This is a genomic window from Sphingomonas arabinosi, from assembly GCF_036663715.1.
Lineage (GTDB): Bacteria > Pseudomonadota > Alphaproteobacteria > Sphingomonadales > Sphingomonadaceae > Sphingomonas.
Genome location: NZ_JAXOJN010000049.1, coordinates 1 through 2,518, shown reverse-complemented (window position 1 = coordinate 2,518; position 2,518 = coordinate 1). Strand labels below are relative to the sequence as shown.

Below are 2,518 nucleotides of genomic sequence, written 5' to 3'. Positions count from 1 at the left end.
GTAAGCGTGGCCGGCAGGCCGCGGACTATGCAGCTTGTGCTACCGGCTTCGCAGGCTGTTGGGCCCAGTTCCAGGGCATGAGGTCGTCCCATCGCGCCGCTGGCCAATCAGCTGCGATCTTCCCAGTGACGTCGGCGATGTAGGCCTGCGGGTCGACGCCATTGGCCTTGCAGGTCTGGATGACGGTGTAGATCGCTGCGGCACGCTCGCCGCCCGTTTTCGAACCGGCGAACAGCCAGTTGCGTCGTCCGACGGCAACGCCGCGCAGCGCACGTTCGGCGATATTGTTGTCGATCTCCAGGCGCCCGTCATCGAGGAAGCGACACAGCGCGAGCCATCGCTTCGTGCCATAGGCAATAGCCTTGGCCATGTCGGACTTCGGCGACAGCCGGCGCAGTGCTGCGTCGAGTATCTCGCGCAGCGCATCGACCAGCGGCCTCGTCCGGTTCTGCCGCGCCGCCAGCCGCACGTCGGGCGGCCTGCCGCGGACCTCGGCTTCTATGCTGTACAAGGTACCAATGCGTTCAAGAATGTCGGTGGTCAGCGGCGTGGCAACCCGCTCGTGCAGATCGAACACCTTGCGCCTGAAATGGGCCCAGCATGCGACTTCGGTGGCGCCGTTTCGATAGAGCCCGTCGTAACCGGCATAGGCGTCAGCCTGGAGGAAACCTCGAAATCCGGCAAGATGGGTTTGCGGGTGTGCACCGGTGCGGTCGGTCGTGAAGCGATACCATGTCGCAGGCGGGGTCGTGTTGCCGGAGGCGCGGTCGTCGACCGCATAGACCCACAGCCGCCCGGTCGCGGTGCGTCCACGGCCGGGGTCGAGCACGGGAACTGGCGTGTCGTCGGCATGGATCTTGTCGCCTTTCAGCACTTCATCGCGGATGCGGCTGACGATGGGGTCGAGCAGCGCTGCTGCCTGGCCGACCCAGCCCGCCAGCGTCGAGCGGTCGATGTCCAGACCTTGGGCGGCCATCATCTCGGACTGCCGGTAAAGCGGCAGATGATGTTCGAACTTCGAGACGACGACATGCGCCAGCGTTGCAAATGTCGCCTTCCCGCGGGCGACCGCCTTCACCGGGGCAGCCGCCTGGACGATCTTCTCACACGTCCGGCAGCTATATTTCGGTCGGACGTTCCGCACCACGCGCCAGTGCACCGGCAGGACGTCGAGCATCTCATGGGCGTCCTGCCCGAGGCGGCGTAGCGCACCACCGCAGTCCGGGCATGTGCAGGCGCCGGAGGCGGGTTCGTGGACGACCTCCTCGCGTGGCAGGTGGTCGGGCAACGCACGGACTGGTGCCGGTCGCCCGGGCGTGTCTGACAAGGCCACGCCGATCTCCGGGACTGCGCTCTCGGTTTCCAGTTCCTCGAGCGCGAGTTCGAGTTGGGCGATCTCGCGCGTCAGCTTCTCGGAGGATGCGCCGAACTGCATCCGCCGCATCCGGGCGATCTGCCCACGCAGTGTCTCGATGAGCAGGTCGCGGGCGGCAAGTGCTGCATTGGCCCGGGCGAGCGACGCCTCCAGCACGGCAATCCGCGCCTCGGCATCAGAGGGGGCAAGAGGGGCTTGCGACACCTCATTTTCATAGCAGTTCGCGCACTCTCACACGAGCAAAAATGGCGGAAAAGCTATGTTTTCAGCCGGCCAATGTTGGTGACCATGTCCGCTCTGGGCGGCGCCAGTCGATGCCCTCCAGAAGCATCGACACCTGCGCCGATGTCAGCGCCACTGTGCCGGTCGCGGTCACCGGCCAGACGAAACGCCCCCGGTCCATCCGCTTCGAAAACAGGCAGAGTCCCTGACCGTCGAACCACAGCAATTTGATCAGGTCGCCGCGCTTGCCGCGGAACGCGAACAGCGCACCTGAATGAGGTTTCTCCCGGAGCACCTGCTGCACCAATACCGCCAGGCCGTCGAAGCCCTTGCGCATGTCGGTGACGCCGCACGCCAGGAATATCCGCGTCGATGTCGGCTGCGGGATCATCGCGCCAGCACGCTGATCACACGCGATAGCGCCTCGGCGTCGACCGTGCCGTCGACGGTCAGTCGGACACCCGAAGGCAGCTCGATGCCGATCTGCCCCGTGGTCCGGGCGTCCGCTGCCACCTCGGCGGGCGGCGCCGACAGCATCACGGGCGGCTCGCTGATCCGGACTTCAGCAAATGCGGTCTGGGGCCGGGCCGGCACTCCGCTCAGTGCACCTGACATAGCTTGACGCCGCCACGTGTAGATCGCGCCGCTGCCGACCTCGTGACGCTCGACCGCCGCCCTGACCGACCCATCCGGCCCGAACGCATCGCGTAGGATCGCCAGCTTCTGCTCGACCGTCCAGCGGCGTCGACCCGACACCCGACCGACAATCTCCATACGACCACTCATACGACCGGTCGTATGACTACTCGCTACACCTGCCGCTGGTTCGATAGTCTCGTCTGACATCACGGCCCCGTTCAAAGAGCCGCCATCAACCCGTTGAACGCTCCGCCTACAAGGCGACCTTCAGACCACGCTTAC

3 protein-coding genes are annotated in these 2,518 nt (G+C 65.8%); all 3 read right to left on the bottom strand.

Features of this window, described 5'->3' with window-relative positions; all coding sequences use genetic code 11:
- Window positions 1-25: 25 nt before the first annotated feature.
- Entirely contained in the window at window positions 26-1,579 is a 1,554-nt protein-coding gene (gene tnpC / locus U1708_RS20555; protein WP_332748145.1) for an IS66 family transposase, read from the bottom strand.
- 61 nt (window positions 1,580-1,640) lie between these two features.
- The gene (tnpB, locus tag U1708_RS20550) at window positions 1,641-1,988 is read right to left on the bottom strand and encodes an IS66 family insertion sequence element accessory protein TnpB (RefSeq protein WP_043061529.1); all 348 of its coding nucleotides are present in this window, start codon (window positions 1,986-1,988) and stop codon (window positions 1,641-1,643) included.
- Entirely contained in the window at window positions 1,985-2,371 is a 387-nt protein-coding gene (gene tnpA / locus U1708_RS20545) for an IS66-like element accessory protein TnpA (protein ID WP_332748142.1), read from the bottom strand. Before tnpA ends, tnpB begins: the two co-directional genes overlap by 4 nt.
- Window positions 2,372-2,518: the final 147 nt, after the last annotated feature.